Raw genomic sequence first — 15,287 nt, forward strand, 5'->3', positions numbered from 1 at the left:
CGTGCTGTCGTCGTCTGGTCGTTGCTGGTCGCGGTCCGCCGGGCGTCGCCCGGCGTCCGGCTCGGGGGGAGGTCGCATGACGGTCGTCGCCCCGCCGCGTACCGCGGCCCGCTCCATGCCCGAGCCCGAGCCCGAGCGACCGGTCGACCGCGCCGCCGTCGCGCGGGCCGCGCTGCGGGCGGCGGAGCAGCGCACCGGGAAGCGCGCCACCCCGCACTCCGCCCCCCGCGCAGGTCAGCGCGCCGACGGAGGCCGCGTGGCGGAGCCGGGCGGCCGCCTGCTGCCGGTCCACCCGGGGCTGGCGTCCCTCCTGCCCGAGGGCGGGCTGGCCGCGGGCACGGTGCTCGCCGTCCGCGGCTCGTCGACGCTCCTGCTCGCGCTGCTGGCCGAGGCGTCGCGGTCCGGCGCGTGGGTCGCGTTCGTCGGCACGCCGGACGTCGGGATGCTGGCCGCCGCGGACGCCGGGGTCGCGCTCGGGCGGACCGTGCTCGTCCCCGCCCCGGGCCCGGACGCGCCGGCGGCCCTCGCCGCGCTGCTCGACGGGATGGACGTGGTGGTCGTCGGCCCGGGCGCCGCCCTGCTCGACGCCGACCGGCGCCGCCTGGCCGCGCGCGCCCGGGAGCGGGGCGCGGTGCTGCTGGCGCAGGCGTCGTGGCCCGGCGCGCACGTCACCCTCGACGCACGGGGCGGCACCTGGTCCGGCGTGGACCACGGGGCGGGCTGGCTGCGCCGCCGCACCCTGCGCGTGCGGCGCACCGGTCGCGGGGCCGCCGCCCGGCCCGTCGAGATCGAGGTGGACGTGCCGCTGCAGGTCGAGCGGGTGGTCGGCGGCTCTGACGCCGTGGGCACCGTCCCGGGCGCCCACGTGCCCGCCGGGGCGCGCGGCCCCTCCGCGCCCGCCCGGCTGCGGGTGGCGTGATGACGGGCGGGAAGACGGCGTCCGCGGCGTCCGCGGCGTCCGCGACGACCTCGTCCGGGGCGACCTCACGGACGGCCGTCCTGTGGGTCCCGGACTGGCCGGTGGTGGCGGCGCTGGCCGGCGCCGGGCTGGACGCGCACGTCCCCGCGGCGGTGCTCGGCGCCCGGTCGGGCGGCGGGTCGGGCGCCGGGCACACCGTCGTGGCCGTCTCCGCCGTCGCCCGCGCCCAAGGGGTGCGGCGCGGGATGCGGCGCCGGCAGGCGCAGGAGCGGTGCCCCGAGGTGGCGCTGCTGGCGGCCGACGACGCCCGTGACGCGCGGGAGTTCGAGCCGGTGGCGCTCGCGGCCGAGACGGTGGTGGCGGGCCTGGAGGTGGCGCGCCCGGGGCTGCTCCTGCTGCCGGCGGGCGGGGCCGCGCGCTACCACGGCTCCGAGCTGGCCCTGGCGCAGGCCCTGGTGGGCGCCGTCGCCGCGCGCACCGGGCACGAGAGCCAGGTGGGCGTCGCCGACGGTCTGCTCGCGGCGGTGCTCGCCGCCCGCGAGGACGCCGTCGTGCCCCCGGGCGGCTCCGCGGCGTTCCTCGCCGACCGCCCCGTGGGGGAGCTGGTGCACGCCGTCTGCGACCCGGCGGGGGTGGCGGCCGTCCGGGAGGCGGCCGGGCTGTGGTGGCGGCTCGGCCTGCGCACCCTCGGCGACCTGGCCGCCCTGCCCGCGGCGAGCGTGCAGGCGCGTTTCGGCGACCTCGGCGCCTGGGCGCAGCGGCTGGCCCGCGGCGAGGACCTGCGCCCTCCGGCGCGGCGTCGCGTCGAGGAGGACCTGGCCGTCGCGGAGGAGCTCGACCCGCCCGCCCTGCGGGTCGACGTCGCGACCTTCGCCGCGCGCCGCCTGGCCACCGCGCTGCACGACCTGCTCGCCGTGCGCGGGCTGGCCTGCGGGCGGCTGCGGATCACCGCGCGCACGGCGGGCGTCGACCTCGGCGGGGACGACGTCGGCGGGGACGTCGGCGAGGGCGCCGTGCTGGAGCGGGTGTGGCGCACGGACGACGCCGCGGCCGGCGGGATGAGCGCGGCGCGGATCACCGACCGGGTGCGGTGGCAGCTCGAGGGCTGGCTGACCGCGGCGTCCGCCCGGCGCGGGGCCGGTGCGGACGACCCCGTCGTCGCGCCGATCGCGCACCTGGCGCTGGCCGCGGAGGACGTCGTCCCGGCGACCACCCACCAGCCCGGCCTGTGGGGCGCGGACGCGGGCGAGGGCGAGCGTGCCCGGCGGGCGCTCGGGCGGGTGCAGGGGCTGCTCGGCGGGCACGCCGTGCTCACGGTGGAGCTGCAGGGCGGCCGCGGGCCCCGCGACCGGGTGCGGCTCGTGCCCTTCGGCACGGAGGGCGGCGCGGGCCGCGACCCCGGGCTGCCCTGGCCGGGCGCCCTGCCCAGCCCCGCGCCCGCCGGGCTGCCGGGCGAGCCGGTGCCCGCCCGGGTGCTCGACGCGGCGGGGCGCGACGTCGTCGTGGACGCCCGGCTCGCGATGAGCGGCGAGCCCGCCGCCGTCGCGTGCGGCGGCGGTCGTGGGGCGGACGGGGCGCAGGACGTCGCCGCGGTGACGGGGTGGGCGGGCCCCTGGCCGCTCGCGGAGCGCTGGTGGTCGGCGGGCGGGGGAGCGCGCCGCGTCTACCTGCAGGCGGTGCTCGACGACGGGCGGGCGCTGCTGCTGGCGCAGACCGGCGGCGTGTGGCAGGTGGAGGCCTTCTATGACTAGCGGGTACGCGGAGCTGCACGCGCACTCGGCGTTCAGCTTCCTCGACGGCGCGTCGCACCCGGAGGAGCTGGCGGCCGAGGGCGCGCGCCTCGGGCTGGAGGCGCTGGCCCTGACCGACCACGACGGGCTGTACGGGGTGGTGCGCTTCGCGGAGGCCGCGCGGAAGGTGGGGCTGCCCACCGTCTTCGGCGCCGAGCTGCACCTGCCCGCCCCGGTGACCCCCGGTGCGGCGCCGGGCACCGCCGGGAGCCGGCCGGTGCTCGACCCGCCCACCGGCGTCCCCGACCCGCGCGCCACCCACCTGCTGGTGCTGGCGCGCGGCGACCAGGGCTACCGCAACCTGTCCCGCGCGATCGCGACCGCCCACCTGGACGCGGGGGTCAAGGGCAAGGCCCGGTACGACCTCGAGGGCCTCGGGGCCGAGGCGGGCGGGGAGTGGCTCGTGCTCACCGGGTGCCGCAAGGGGGCCGTCCGACGCGCGCTCACCGCCCCCGCGGGCGGCGTCGACGCGGCACGGCGCGAGCTCGACCTGCTGGTCGCCACGTTCGGCCGGGACAACGTGGCCGTCGAGCTCACCGCGACGGGTGACCCGCGGGACGCCGACCTGCACGACGCGCTCGCCGCCCTGGCCCACGACGCGCGGCTGCCGGTCGTCGCGACCGCGAACGCGCACTACGCCCGCCCGCGCGACGCGGACCTGGCGGGCGCGCTCGCCGCCGTGCGGGCGCGCTCCTCGCTGGACGGCCTGGACGGCTGGCTGCCGGGTGCCCCGGTCGCGCACCTGCGATCGGCCGCCGAGATGCGGGCCCTGCACCGACGCCACCCGAGGGCCGTCACCGCGGCGGCGGGCCTCGCGGCGGAGTGCGCCTTCGACCTGCGCCTGGTGGCGCCGAACCTGCCGCCCTACCCGGTGCCGGCGGGGCACGACGAAGCCAGCTGGCTGCGCGAGCTGGTGCGGCGGGGGGCCTCCGACCGGTACGGCCCGCGGCCCGCCCCCGGGGTTCCCGGCGACGAGCGTGCCTGGGCGCAGATCGACCACGAGCTGCGCGTCATCGAGGACCTGACCTTCCCCGGCTACTTCCTCGTCGTCTACGACCTCGTGGAGTTCTGCCGCCGGGAGGGCATCCTGTGCCAGGGGCGCGGGAGCGCCGCCAACTCGGCGGTCTGCTACGCGCTCGGCATCACCGCGGTCGACGCGGTGAAGCACGGCCTGCTGTTCGAGCGCTTCCTCGCGCCCGAGCGGGACGGGCCGCCGGACATCGACATCGACATCGAGTCCGGGCGGCGCGAGGAGGTCATCCAGCACGTCTACGGAAAGTTCGGCCGGCAGCACGCGGCGCAGGTCGCGAACGTCATCTCCTACCGGCCGCGCTCCGCGGTGCGCGACGCCGCCCGCGCCCTCGGGTACGACGTCGGGCAGCAGGACGCGTGGAGCAAGTCCATCGAGCGCTGGGGGTCGCTCCGCGGGCCGGACCCGGTCAGCCCCGCGGCCGACGCCGCGGCGCAGGCCGCCCGGGCGGCCGCGGGTTCCGGCGGCTCCGGGGGCGGGACGCCGGCGAACCGGACCGCCGCCAAGGACGCGCGCACGGCGGCGCTGTGGGGCCCGACGGAGTCGCTCCCGGCGGGGGCCGGCCGGCCACGTGCCGACCGCCCGCACCAGGGGCACCTGCCGGGGACCGGCCGGCGGGACTGGTCGCCGACGCTCGGCCATCGGCAGGGCGACCCGCACGGCCGCCGGCGCGTCGTCGACCCGCTCGCGACGGACGAGGGGGAGGTGCGCCGCGCCGACGACGCCCACGACGTCGTGCCCGCGCAGCGCCCGCCGTCGGCCGAGGAGGAGGGGCAGATCCCCGGCCCGGTGCTCGACCTGGCCGACCGCATGCTGCGCCTGCCGCGCCACCTGGGCATCCACTCCGGCGGGATGGTCATGTGCGACCGCCCGGTGATCGAGGTCTGCCCCGTGGAGTGGGCGCGGATGGAGGGGCGCACGGTGCTGCAGTGGGACAAGGAGGACTGCGCCGACGCGGGGCTGGTGAAGTTCGACCTGCTCGGCCTCGGGATGCTCACCGCCATCCGGTACGCGTTCGACTCGATCGAGCAGCACACCGGGGAGCGGCTCACGCTGCACGGCCTGCCCGACGACGACCCGGCGGTCTACGACCTGCTGTGCGCCGCCGACACCGTCGGGGTGTTCCAGGTGGAGTCGCGGGCCCAGATGGCCACCCTGCCGCGCCTGCGGCCGCGGACGTTCTACGACATCGTCATCGAGGTCGCGCTCATCCGCCCCGGCCCCATCCAGGGCGGTTCCGTGCACCCGTACATCGAGCGGGCGCGGGGTCGCGAGCCGGTGACCTTCCTGCACCCGCTGCTGGAGAGCTCCCTCGGCAAGACCAAGGGCGTGCCGCTGTTCCAGGAGCAGCTCATGCAGATGGCGATCGACGTCGCGGGGTTCAGCGCCGCCGAGTCCGACCAGCTGCGCCGGGCGATGGGCTCGAAGCGGTCGGTGGAGCGGATGGAGGCGCTGCGCGGGCGGCTCATGGACGGGATGCGCGCGAAGGGGGTGGACGACCCGGCCGTGCGCGAGGAGATCTACGACAAGCTCAAGGCGTTCGCGGACTTCGGCTTCCCCGAGTCGCACGCCTACTCGTTCGCCTACCTCGTGTACGCGAGCTCGTGGCTCAAGGTGCACCACCCCGCCGCGTTCTACGCCGGTCTCCTGGCCGCGCAGCCCATGGGGTTCTACTCGCCGCAGTCGCTGGCCGCCGACGCGCGCCGGCACGGGGTGCAGGTGCTGCGGCCGGACGTCAACGACTCGCGGGCGCTCGCGGGCGTCGAACGGCGGTCTTCCCCGGCGGCCGAGCCGGTCGCGCCCCCGGGCACGACCGGCGACGACCAGGGCTTCGGCCCGCCACCCGACCCTGCGCTCGCGGTGCGGCTGGGGCTGTCCGCGGTGCGCGGCATCGGCGACGAGCTGGCCGAGCAGATGGTCGCCGAGCGGACCGAGCGCGGACCGTTCCGCGACCTGCGCGACCTGGCCCGCCGGGTGGGGCTCAGCACCGCGCAGCTGGAGGCGCTCGCGACCGCCGGCGCCACGGAGGGCCTGGGCGCCGGGCGACGCGAGGCGCTGTGGGCGGCGGGGGCCCTCGGCCAGGAGGGGCCGGGCACCCTGCCGGGCGTGTCCGTCGGGGTCGACGCCCCGACGCTGCCGGGCATGACCCCGGTCGAGACGGACGTCGCCGACGCCTGGGCCACCGGCATCACACCCGGCTCGACGTCGCCGCTGGAGCACGTGCGCGAGGGCCTGGAGAAGGCGGGGGTGCTCACCGTCGCGGGGGTGTGCGCCACGGAGCCCGGCCGGCGGGTGGCGGTGGGCGGCGTCGTGACGCACCGGCAGCGCCCGGGCACGGCGGGCGGCGTGACGTTCCTGTCGCTCGAGGACGAGACGGGGCTGCTCAACGTCATCTGCACGGCGGGGCTGTGGCGTCGCTTCCGGGCCGTGGCGCGCGGCGCCCCCGCGATGGTGGTCCGGGGCCGGGTCGAGAAGGCCGACGGCGCCGTCAACCTGCTCGCGGAGCACCTCGCGCCGCTGCGGCTGCCCGTGTCCACCCGGTCGCGGGACTTCCGATGACGCCCCCGGAACCTGCCGGCCACCCCCGGGGAGTTCACCGGGCCGTCGGCGACACGCCGTCGCGGGGCCACCCGCGGGTCACCGCGGGCGCGCAGGCTCGGCGCATGCGCACCCGTCGCCCCGCAACCGCCCGCGTCAGCGCCCTCGTCAGCGCCTTCGTCAGCACCGGAGTCGCCGCCGCCCTCCTGGCCACGGGCGCCGCGCCGGCCGTCGCGGGGCAAGGGCATGGGCATGGACCCGGGCACGGGAGCCCGCGCGCCTTCGACCTGCAGGCCCACCGGGGCGGCGTGGCGATGACGGTGGAGAACACGCTGCCCGCGTTCGCGAACGCCCTGGAGCTCGGGGTGAGCACCCTCGAGCTGGACGTGCAGATCACCGCCGACGGGTACGCCGTGGTGACCCACGACCGCGACCTCAACCCCGCCAAGTGCGTGGACACGGGGCCGGCGTTCCCCGGCGACCCGGAGTACCCGTACGTGCCCGGGACGACGTACGTGAAGGACCTCACGCTCGCCCAGGTCCGCACCGTCGACTGCGGGTCCCTGCGCCAGCCGCAGTTCCCCGGCCAGGAGCTGCACCCGGGCGAGCGGATCCCGCTGCTCTCGGAGGTCTTCGACCTGGTGAACGACTACCGCGCCCGGAAGGTCACGCTCAACGTCGAGACCAAGGTCGAGGCGGGCGCGCCGGAGCAGACCGCGCCGCGCGAGCAGTTCGTGCAGGTCGTGGCCCGGGAGGTGCGCCGCGCGCGCCTGGTCGACCAGGTGACGGTCCAGAGCTTCGACTGGGGCTCCCTGAGGCGGATGCGCGAGGTCGAGCCGCGCCTGCCGCTCGTGGCCCTCACCAACGGCCAGCAGTTCCTGCAGCAGGGCCTGCCGGGCGCGTCCCCGTGGCTCGGGGGCCTCGACATCGACGACTTCGACGGTTCGCTCCAGGAACGGTTCGTCGCCGCGGCCGCGTCGTTCGGCGCCGACGCCGTCTCGCCGGTGCACGGCGACCCGCAGGGCGGCGGCGTCGACGACCCTGGGTACGTGCCGTTCACCACCCGCGAGCTGGTCGACGCGGCCCACGACGCCGGGATGCGGGTGGTCCCCTGGACCGTGGACGACCCCGCGACGATCGAGTCCCTGCTCGACCTCGGCGTCGACGGCCTCATCACCGACGCCCCCGACGTGCTGCGCGGCATCCTGGCCGAGCGTCACCTGAAGCTGCCCCAGCCGTACCACGAGCCGCGCCACCGGGCGGAGTCCTCGGCGGCACGGCCGGCTGACGCCCCGGGCGCCTGACCGGGCGCGTCGTCAGCCGGCGCTCGCAGCGTCCGCGGAGCCGGCGCCGCCGGTCCCGCGCCGCCGCGCGCGACGGCCGCGGGCGACCTCGGTCGCGAGGGCGTCGAGCGGTTGCGCGAACGGGTCGTCGAAGCGCCCCAGCCACAGGCGCACGACGTCGAGCCCGGTGTCGTCGACGGCGTAGAGGCGGCGCGTGCCGTCGGCGCGCACGGTGACGAGGCGCGCGTCGCGCAGCACCCGCAGGTGCTGCGAGACGGCCGGCTGCGAGATGCGGGCCTCCGCCCGCAGAGAGTCGACCAGCGCTCCGGCGGGCCGCTCGCCGTCGGCGAGCAGCTCGAGCAGGCGCCGCCGCACGGGGTCGCCCAGCGCCTCGAAGGGCCCCCGCAGCGCGGACCGCTCGCCCCCCGGGACCTCGGAGGGTGCTCCCGCCGACGCCGCGGCGTGCGGCATCAGGCCTCCGGCACCGTGGTGTAGAAGGCGACGGTGCGCTCGGCCGCCGCGCGGGCGGCGACCGGGTCGTCACCGTCGGCGATCGCGGCGTCCGCCCAGCCCGCGGCGGCGAGCCGGGAGAACGTGACGCCCTCGGGGGAGAGCGACCAGGCCTCCGCAGCCCTCGGGTCGATCGCGCCGGTCGGGTCCGCGACGTGCAGCCCCAGCCCCATGAGCCCCAGGTCCCAGCCCACGCCGGTGGCGCCGGGGCCGTACTGGTCCCAGAGCTCCTGGGGGACGACGGCCTCGTGCACGAGCTCGAGGACGGTGCCGTCGCCGTCCTCCGTCAGGGCGACGGTCAGCCACGAGACGGAGCCGCCGAACTCCCAGGTGACGGCGAAGCTCGCGGGGGCGTCGCAGCGCTCGACGGTGCCCCCCGCGTTCCCCTCGAGCTGGTAGCGGCCGCCGACCGTCAGGTCGCCGCTGACGGGCAGGAACCAGCGGGGGATGCGGGCGGCGGACGTGACCGCGTCCCACAGGTCGGCCCGGTCGGTGGCGTAGGCACGGCGGGCGACGGCGATCTTCGTCGGCGCGCCGTCGCGCTCGCCGCTGCGGATCTCCCGCGCCACGAGACCTGCGGTGGCGACCGGGTCGATGGTGATGGTGGTCATGGCGACCCTCCTTCGTATAAGTGGATGCTTATATATAACCATGCGACGACGCCGCGCGGAAGAGGGCGGGGAGTCAGCCCAGGGGAGCGACGACGCAGACCTCGAAGGTCCCGCGTCCCCGCCGCAGGAGATAGCGGCACCTCTCGTCGGCGATCTCGGCCGCGAGCTCGTCCCGGTAGGACCAGCGGACCTCGACCCAGAGCAGACCCCAGCCGACCTCCTCGAGGGCGACCAGCTCGGGCAGCACCGCGACGGCCTCGCGCGCCCGCGCGGCGACCGGGCGGTCCCTGGACAGGTCGAGCACGTCCTCGGGCGACGCGAGGAGCGTCGAGCTCTCCTGGCCCACGAGCAGGGCGGGCAGGTCGTAGCGGTCGGTCACCGCCTCGAGGTCCTCCGCGCCGAGCACCAGGCCCAGGTCCGCGAGGAAGGAGGACAGCGCCTCGCCGTCGTACGAGCCCGCCGGATTCGCCATCTGTTCACGGTAGCCCCGTGCCATGATCAGCGCTCATGAGCTGCCGTCGCGGGCGGGGCCTGGTGCTCACCGTCGCCGTCCTGCCGGTCGTGTGCCTGTCCGTGAGCGCGTGCGCCGGGCTGACCGGGGGCACCGAGCCGGCGCCGTCCGGGTCCTCCGACGCCCCCGCGACCGAGGAGCAGATCGCCGAGGCGGCCCAGGCGTGGGGTGCCGCCCCGCGGTACGTGCTGACGACGTCGGCCGCGGGGTTCGAGGCGGTGCCGATCGCCGCCGGGGTCCTCGGGTCGGACGGCTTCTCCCTCCAGTTCAGCGGCGGGTCCGGGCGCACGTTCATGCTCTCGGCCGTCGAGGGCTCCATGACCGCGGGGGACTGCGGCGAGGGCACGGTCATGGACGTCGGCGGGGGCGAGGTGGGCGGGCCGGTGACGTGCACGAAGGAGGGCGGAGCGTTCCGGCGGACGGCCGGGGACGCGGAGGAGTACGTCGTCCTGCGCGACGGCGCGCTCGTCCGGGTCTCGGGGAGCGCCGCCGACCACGAGGTGCTGCGCGAGGCGGCCGCGAACATCCGCCCGCCGACGAGCGGCGAGCTGGCCGCGCTCGTCGCGGGCACGCCGCGGGACCAGGGCCCGCCGGTCGAGCGCGGCGACCTACCGCCCGGCGACGGAGCCCCGGACAACTCCGTCGGCGCGGGCGGCTGACGGGCGCTCACCACGCCTGCGCGAAGACGTCCGCGAAGAGCTCGTCGGGGTCGACGTCGAGGCCGCGGGACGCGAACCACGTGCACACGTTGCGGCAGTCGCGGTGCAGCAGGTCCGCGCCGAACGGGTTGGCCACGAGGTCCACGACCTGCGGCAGGTCGATGATCACGAGCCGCCCGCCGTCGTCGGCTCCCTCGGAGAGGCCGTCCACGAGGATGTTGTACGGCGACAGGTCTCCGTGCGCCCAGCCGAGCCGGGCGATGACGCCCATGCCGTGCCGCAGCTGCTCGAACCAGTCCGCGAGGTGCGCCGGATCGGGCCGGGTGCGGGCGAGGCGCGGCGCGGCCTCGGCCGTGCCGTCCGCCGACTCCCGGCCGACGAACTCGAGCAGCAGCTCGGTGCCGTCGATCTGCACCGGGTAGGGCACGGGCGCACCGGCGTCCCACAGGCGGGACAGGGCGAGGAACTCGGCGTCCGCCCACTGGGTCGCGGCGACGGCCTTGCCCCACGACGACTTGCGGTCCTCGATGGCGCGCTGGTCGCGGGTGCGGCGCACGCGCCGTCCGTCGGTGTACTCGCCGTCGCGGTGGAACTGGCGGTGGTCGCGACCGCGGTACCGCTTGGCGGCGAGCAGACTGCGACGGGTCGGGTCGTCGGGCACGGCGCGCTCGACGAGGAAGACGTCCGCCTCCTTGCCGGTCTTGAGCACGCCGAGCTCGGTGTCGAGGGCGGCGTCGGCGGTGACGACCCAGTCGGGCACGGGCTCGGGGCCGCGCTGGCCCTTGGTCACGGAGGTCCAGGTGGACCACCGCTGGTCGGGGCCGGGCTCCACGGGGAGGTCGCCGTCCGCGGCGACCGAGAAGGCGGCGAAGGACGACGAAGAAGAAAGGGAAGGGGAAGGGGTGTGCTGGTGCACGCGAGACTCCTGCTCAGGTCGAGGAGCTCGAGCGGCCCCTCAGGATCGGGTGGTGTCCGCCCGCCGGAGAGCCTCCGGGAGGGCGCGCATGACGACGTCGTCCATCGCTCTGCCCTCCTTCGCGTGCAGGCCCACGTCGATCGCGTGCCGCTTGCGGGGAGCATGGCAGGAGCGGGTCACGGCGGTCCACGGTTTTTTCGCCTTCCCGGTCCGTAGGGTGCGGGGATGGGGTTCGTGCCGGTCGTGGAGGGTGTCCCGGGCGTCGAGGACGTCCTGGTCCGCACCGCCCGCCGCCTGAGCACCACGACGACCCTGGTGCTCGCGCCGCCCGGGTCCGGCGACGGCGCCCGGGCGGCTCTCCTGGTCGACCCGGCGTGGGAGCCCGACGAGCTGGTGGCGGTCGCCGACGGGGTGGACGCCCGGGGCGGCCGGGTCGTCGCCGGGTACGCGACGCACGCCCACCACGACCATCTGCTGTGGCACCCGCGTCTCGGGCTCGACGTGCCGCGCTGGGCGACGGCGCGGGCGGCGCGGGTCGCGCGCCGGGAGCGCCCGCGGCTGCTGGCGGAGGCGCGCGCCGACGCCGAGCGCTACGGGGGAGCCGGGCACCCTTCCGAGGTCCTCGACCTGCTCGGGCGCGTCGCCCCGGTCCCGGCGACCGAGCGCCGGGTCCCCGACCCGGACGGCGTCCTGCCGCCCACCGAGCTCGTGGTCCACGACGGCCACGCCCCCGGGCACGGGGCGCTCTGGCTGCCGCGCAGCCGGGTGCTGGTGGCGGGGGACGTGCTGAGCGACGTCGAGCTCCCGCTGCCGCTCGACGAGATCGCCGGCGGGGGCGCGGAGGGGAGCGTCGAGCGCTTCCTCGCCGGGCTGGACCGGCTCGCGCCGTTCGCGGCCCGGAGCGCCGTCGTCGTGCCGGGGCACGGGTCGCCCACGGCGGACGCGGTCGCTCGCCTCGACGCCGACCGGCGCTACCTCGACGCCGTGCTGGGCGGGCGCGTCGTCGACGACCCGCGCCTGGGCCTGCCCGGCGCCGCGGAGGAGGACGGCCGGCTGCGCGCCGCGCTGGCGCGCTGACCCGGGGGCGTCAGCCGCCGACCGTGCCCGCCCAGGCGGTGACCTGCTCCCACACCGGCTGGGTGTCGAACCCCATCTGTCCCAGGGCGGCCCAGGCCACGCCGACGACGGCGTAGAGGCTGACCGGCGTCATGACGAGCCACTCCCGCCACGACCCGGCGTCGCCGAGGACGGGCAGCGAGAGGTTGCCGCCGTCGCGCCACACGTCGTCGAAGGGCAGCGCCCGGTAGCGGCGCACCCAGTAGGGGGAGCGGAACTTCAGCGGCCACAGGAGGGGGACGCCGGCGGTGGTGACGAGGTCGCCGAGCACGTGCACGGTGCAGCCGAGGGCGACGGCCCACGGCATCCAGTTCCACTCCTCGGGCGCGAAGACGGCGACGCACGCGGCGAGGAGCAGCGACAGCGTCCAGGTCCACCAGCGCTTGCCGCCCGTCACCTTCCAGGCGCGCAGGGCGAACGCGATGAGCAGGACCGCCATGACGCCGGGGCCGACGAGCACCTCGCCGAAGGCCTCCGTGCTGATGGAGACCATGCCCATCACCCAGGCGATCGCGGTGAAGACGGCGATGCCGAGGATGGAGTGGGTGCCGTTGCGGTGCCCGCCGGACACGGTCGCGACGAGCTTGGAGACGCCCTCGGAGACCGGGGGCAACGAGTGCGCGATGGTGCCGGAGTGGTGGTCGGCGTCGGGCAGCAGCGCAGCGCCCGCGCAGACCAGCGCGCCGGTCATCACCCCGACCTCGGAGACGGGGTGCCAGCCGAACGCGAACGGTGCCGTCGACGTCACCGCGACCCAGGCGGCCGCTCCCGACGCGGCGTGGTGCCCACCCATCATGACGTCGTCGTTCTCCTGTCCGGTCGTGCTTGTCCAGTTCCGCACCCTTGACCGGTTGGTCCGGGCCGGGCAGGACGCTACACGCCGCCGCCGACGCCCGGGCCCGTGACCAGCGGGCCGACGTCGCGGTTTGCGAGAGCACGCCCCCGCCGTGCTATGTTTTTCCCCGCACCGAGACGGCGCCGAGGCGCTGTCGAGGTCCACTCGTCCGGGTGGCGGAATGGCAGACGCGCTAGCTTGAGGTGCTAGTGCCCTTTATCGGGCGTGGGGGTTCAAGTCCCCCTCCGGACACTCGTTGAGACAGCGACGAACAAGCCCCCGGGGTCCACAACCCGGGGGCTTTTTCGTGCCCTCGCACGTCGTCACGGCACGTGTGCGTCACACCGCAGCGGAGCGCGCGGCGAACGCGGCGAGCGCCGCCCGGGTCTTCGTCTCCTGGGGCGCGCCGAGGTCGACGCCCCGGCTCGTGAGGAACACCTTCGTCTCGGCCGCCGCCTGGAAGGCCGCGGCCGGCGCCGCCTTGGTGGACAGCTCGAGGATGCGGTCGCCGTCGGGCAGGAACCACAGCTCGGCGGTCAGGCGCCGCGGCAGCTCCTCGGGCGCGAACCGCGCCTTGAGGAGGGTCGTCGGACCCAGCACGCGCAGGTCGTCGAGCGTGACCCCGGCCGGGAGGCGCGGCTCGAGCAGCGAGCGCTGCGTGCGGTCGAGCAGGCCGGGAAGGCGGCCGACGTCGTCCAGCAGGGCCCGGACGTCGTCGTCGGGGAGCCGCCGCGTCGCCGAGCACGAGCAGGTGAAGCCGGCGGGCGACGCGTCCACCTCGACCTTGAAGCCGTCCGCCCGCCGCACGGTCGCCGGGACGTCCGCCGGCAGCATCGGTCGCACCTTCGCGGTGAGGTCGCCGTCCTTGCGCTGCGTGCGCCGGGCGCGGACGACGAGACCGGCGGTGGACAGGTCGAGTGCGGGTGTGTCGAAGAACACGACCTGGCGGATCGTCGCGTCGAGCGCGTCGATCCCGAGCCGGTCGAGCACCCGGCGGTGGTCCGCACCGGGCACGGTGAGCTTCAGCTCGACGGCGTCGACCTCGGGCAGGACGGCGAGGACCGCGGCGAGGGTCTCGGCGTCGTACGCGGGCATCGGCGCGGGCGGCGACGGCGGAGGGGGCACGGGGTCGCTGCCGGGCTGCGGGGACGTCCGGGTCATGGTGGGCTCCTCCTGTCGCCGGGCGACGTGCGTCCATCGTCCGGCGGCGGCGCACGTCGCGCACCGGCCCACCGGCCGGCCGGGAGAAATTCACCAGGAAGTTCACCCCGGCAGGCGGCGCGCGTCGTCCTCCCACGACGGGTGGGCACCGTGCGGCACACTGGGCGGACGAGCGGGCGAGAGGAGCGCACGGGTGGCGAAGCGCGCGAGCGAGAACGTCCCGGCCTGGCTGCGGACGTCGGCCGGCTGGTCGTGGCGGCTCATCGCCCTGACCGCGGCCGTCGCGCTCGTGTTCTGGGCGACCGTGCAGGTGCAGCTGGTCTTCATCGCGGTGTTCCTCGGGCTGGTGTTCGCCTCGGTCCTCAATCCCGTCGCGGACTTCTACGCCAAGGTCATGCCGCGAGCGCTGGCCACCGCCCTGGCGATCCTCAGCGCGTTCCTCGTGCTGGGCGGCCTCCTCACGTACGTGGTGGCGTCGGTGGCGGGTCAGTGGGAGCAGCTCGCCGGGCAGTTCGACACCGGCGTCCAGCAGATCCTCCAGTACGTGGAGAGCGGGCCGTTCGGGCTTTCCGTGACCGGCGACCAGATCAACGAGTGGATCGACCAGGGGCGGCAGTGGGTCGCCGACAACGCCGACTCGCTGGTCAGCCAGGCGGCGCAGAGCGCGGGCTCGGTCTTCGAGGGCTTCGCGATCTTCGCCCTGTCGATCTTCTGCACGGTGTTCTTCGTCGCGTCGGGCGGCAGGATGTGGCGCTGGTTCCTGGGCCAGATCCCGGAGGAGCACCGCAACCGGTGGCAGGCGGCCGCGGGGGCCGGCTGGTACAGCTTCTCCGGGTACGCGCGCGGCACCGTCATCATCGCCTTCGTCGACGGCGTCCTGGCGTTCATCCTGCTCACGATCCTCGGGGTGCCGCTGGCGGCACCGCTGGCCGTGCTGGTGTTCATCGGCGCGTTCATCCCGCTGATCGGCGCGCCGCTGGCGATGATCATCGCTGCCGTCGTGGCGCTCGCGGCGAACGGGTTCGTCACGGCCCTCATCGTCACGATCGGGATCGCGCTCATCGGGCAGCTCGAGGGGCACGTGCTGCAGCCGCTCATCATGGGCAAGCAGGTCGCCCTGCACCCCCTGGTCATCGGCCTCGGCGTCACCGCCGGCACCGTGCTGGCCGGCATCCTCGGCGCGATCATCGCCGTCCCGCTCATGGCGGTCGCGTGGACCGTGTTCTCGACCCTGCGCGGCGACCGGCCGCACCCCGAGCTCGACGAGCCGCCCGGGCCGGGCGACGGGCCGCTCGCGGTGGCCCCGATCCTCGGCCCGCCCGACGCCGACGCCGGGCCCGGTGCTCGCGGGGCCGCGGAGACATCCGGGGAGACTCCGGACAAATAGCAGGAGGCCGTCGGGCCCGGC

The 15,287-nt window shown here is 76.6% G+C and carries 13 protein-coding genes and 1 tRNA gene; 8 read left to right on the plus strand and 6 right to left on the minus strand.

The features are described 5' to 3' along the window. The first annotated feature begins 76 nt into the window (after nucleotides 1-76). The 4 genes from ACQP6G_RS06005 (at nucleotide 77) to ACQP6G_RS06020 (ending at nucleotide 7,581) form a co-directional block, all read left to right on the plus strand. Nucleotides 77-919 (plus strand): hypothetical protein, encoded by an 843-nt coding sequence (locus ACQP6G_RS06005; protein ID WP_429763335.1) that lies wholly within the window; start codon nucleotides 77-79, stop codon nucleotides 917-919. Further along, on the plus strand, nucleotides 919-2,670 hold the full coding sequence (locus ACQP6G_RS06010) for a Y-family DNA polymerase (RefSeq protein WP_429763336.1): 1,752 nt from the start codon (nucleotides 919-921) through the stop codon (nucleotides 2,668-2,670). Before ACQP6G_RS06005 ends, ACQP6G_RS06010 begins: the two co-directional genes overlap by 1 nt. Then, complete coding sequence (locus ACQP6G_RS06015; RefSeq protein WP_429763337.1) at nucleotides 2,663-6,298, plus strand: error-prone DNA polymerase; 3,636 nt, start codon at nucleotides 2,663-2,665, stop codon at nucleotides 6,296-6,298. Before ACQP6G_RS06010 ends, ACQP6G_RS06015 begins: the two co-directional genes overlap by 8 nt. Before the next feature lie 104 nt (nucleotides 6,299-6,402). Then, nucleotides 6,403-7,581, plus strand: coding sequence for a glycerophosphodiester phosphodiesterase family protein (locus ACQP6G_RS06020; protein WP_429763338.1), 1,179 nt, complete (start codon nucleotides 6,403-6,405; stop codon nucleotides 7,579-7,581). A gap of 12 nt (nucleotides 7,582-7,593) precedes the next feature. On the opposite strand, the gene ACQP6G_RS06025 is transcribed toward ACQP6G_RS06020, so the two are convergent. The 3 genes from ACQP6G_RS06025 to ACQP6G_RS06035 form a co-directional block, all read right to left on the minus strand. After that, nucleotides 7,594-8,031, minus strand: a complete 438-nt coding sequence (locus tag ACQP6G_RS06025; RefSeq protein WP_429763339.1) for an ArsR/SmtB family transcription factor — start codon at nucleotides 8,029-8,031, stop codon at nucleotides 7,594-7,596. Next, on the minus strand, nucleotides 8,031-8,681 hold the full coding sequence (locus ACQP6G_RS06030) for an SRPBCC family protein (protein WP_429763340.1): 651 nt from the start codon (nucleotides 8,679-8,681) through the stop codon (nucleotides 8,031-8,033). The genes ACQP6G_RS06025 and ACQP6G_RS06030 overlap by 1 nt, the downstream gene beginning before the upstream one ends. 73 nt (nucleotides 8,682-8,754) lie before the next feature. Next, on the minus strand, nucleotides 8,755-9,153 hold the full coding sequence (locus tag ACQP6G_RS06035; RefSeq protein ID WP_429763341.1) for a hypothetical protein: 399 nt from the start codon (nucleotides 9,151-9,153) through the stop codon (nucleotides 8,755-8,757). Nucleotides 9,154-9,188: 35 nt separating this feature from the next. Between ACQP6G_RS06035 and ACQP6G_RS06040 the strand changes: the two genes are divergently transcribed. Further along, nucleotides 9,189-9,851, plus strand: a complete 663-nt coding sequence (locus tag ACQP6G_RS06040; protein ID WP_429763342.1) for a hypothetical protein — start codon at nucleotides 9,189-9,191, stop codon at nucleotides 9,849-9,851. A 7-nt stretch (nucleotides 9,852-9,858) separates the two neighbouring features. Here the strand turns inward: ACQP6G_RS06040 and ACQP6G_RS06045 are convergent, their stop codons facing one another. Then, nucleotides 9,859-10,767 (minus strand): serine protein kinase RIO, encoded by a 909-nt coding sequence (locus tag ACQP6G_RS06045; RefSeq protein ID WP_429763343.1) that lies wholly within the window; start codon nucleotides 10,765-10,767, stop codon nucleotides 9,859-9,861. 225 nt (nucleotides 10,768-10,992) lie between these two features. Here ACQP6G_RS06045 and ACQP6G_RS06050 point away from each other — a divergent pair, with 225 nt between their 5' ends. Further along, nucleotides 10,993-11,844 (plus strand): MBL fold metallo-hydrolase, encoded by an 852-nt coding sequence (locus ACQP6G_RS06050; RefSeq protein WP_429763344.1) that lies wholly within the window; start codon nucleotides 10,993-10,995, stop codon nucleotides 11,842-11,844. A 10-nt stretch (nucleotides 11,845-11,854) separates the two neighbouring features. Here the strand turns inward: ACQP6G_RS06050 and ACQP6G_RS06055 are convergent, their stop codons facing one another. Next, nucleotides 11,855-12,679 carry a metal-dependent hydrolase gene (locus ACQP6G_RS06055; RefSeq protein ID WP_429763345.1) on the minus strand — a complete coding sequence of 275 codons (825 nt, stop codon included), beginning with the start codon at nucleotides 12,677-12,679 and terminating at the stop codon, nucleotides 11,855-11,857. 206 nt (nucleotides 12,680-12,885) lie between these two features. Between ACQP6G_RS06055 and ACQP6G_RS06060 the strand changes: the two genes are divergently transcribed. Further along, nucleotides 12,886-12,970, plus strand: a tRNA-Leu gene (locus tag ACQP6G_RS06060). A gap of 87 nt (nucleotides 12,971-13,057) precedes the next feature. Here the strand turns inward: ACQP6G_RS06060 and ACQP6G_RS06065 are convergent. Next, on the minus strand, nucleotides 13,058-13,879 hold the full coding sequence (locus tag ACQP6G_RS06065) for a hypothetical protein (RefSeq protein ID WP_429763346.1): 822 nt from the start codon (nucleotides 13,877-13,879) through the stop codon (nucleotides 13,058-13,060). 193 nt (nucleotides 13,880-14,072) lie between these two features. On the opposite strand from ACQP6G_RS06065, the gene ACQP6G_RS06070 reads away from it, so the two are divergent. Beyond that, complete coding sequence (locus ACQP6G_RS06070; RefSeq protein ID WP_429763347.1) at nucleotides 14,073-15,266, plus strand: AI-2E family transporter; 1,194 nt, start codon at nucleotides 14,073-14,075, stop codon at nucleotides 15,264-15,266. Nucleotides 15,267-15,287 lie beyond the last annotated feature (21 nt).

Origin of the sequence: Isoptericola nanjingensis (genome assembly GCF_050311635.1) — a bacterium.
In the GTDB taxonomy this organism is placed as follows: Bacteria; Actinomycetota; Actinomycetes; order Actinomycetales; family Cellulomonadaceae; genus Isoptericola; species Isoptericola nanjingensis.